The organism is Parendozoicomonas sp. 209JJ7-1 (assembly GCF_058147085.1).
Map to the genome: position 1 here is coordinate 1 of NZ_JBYVJU010000124.1, position 644 is coordinate 644.

Annotated in this window: 1 protein-coding gene; it reads left to right on the plus strand. The window is 50.2% G+C overall.

Annotated features, from left to right (window positions below; all coding sequences use genetic code 11):
* Positions 1–82: 82 nt before the first annotated feature.
* Positions 83–644: IS91 family transposase (locus tag ACY2RQ_RS19675; RefSeq protein WP_490114714.1), on the plus strand; the 562-nt coding region annotated here is incomplete at its 3' end.

The window sequence follows — 644 nt, forward strand, 5'->3', positions numbered from 1 at the left end:
GTACGACCCAAGCTTAGCTTGGAGATAGCAGCCTTATTATTTTGGACTAATTTAATTGGCCTCTTTATAACAAGCCAATTGAATGGGTACGTCAGTACAGGATATATTCCACAGAGCCTTCCATTCGTATTCTGGATGCAGGCCTTTACCTCTGGATCATTTAAAGGCCGCCTATGCCTTTATGACCTGCCGAACAGCCGTTCAGGGTGGCCATGTCCAGGCATGCCCCGATGGCCATGTTCAGGGCATCTGGTACAACTCCTGTAAGCACCGCAACTGCCCGCAGTGCAACCAAATGGGCATAGAACAATGGCTTAGGGCACAGAAAGAGAAACTGGTGGATACCTCCCACCATCATCTGGTCTTCACCCTGCCCCATGAGTTTAACACCCTCTGGGTCTACAACAGCGGTATCATGACAGACTGCCTGTTCCGAGCTGTCAGTGAAACATTAAAAACCTTACTCAAGGACAGCAAATATCTAGGCGCAGAGACAGGCTTTCTCCTCAACCTCCATACCTGGGGCCGGAATCTCAGTCTACACCCGCATATTCACTGCCTGATCACCGATGGTGGGCTCAACACCAAAGGGGAATGGCTGCATCCTGTGAAAAGCTGTTTCCTCCCCTTCCGGGTGGTTATGA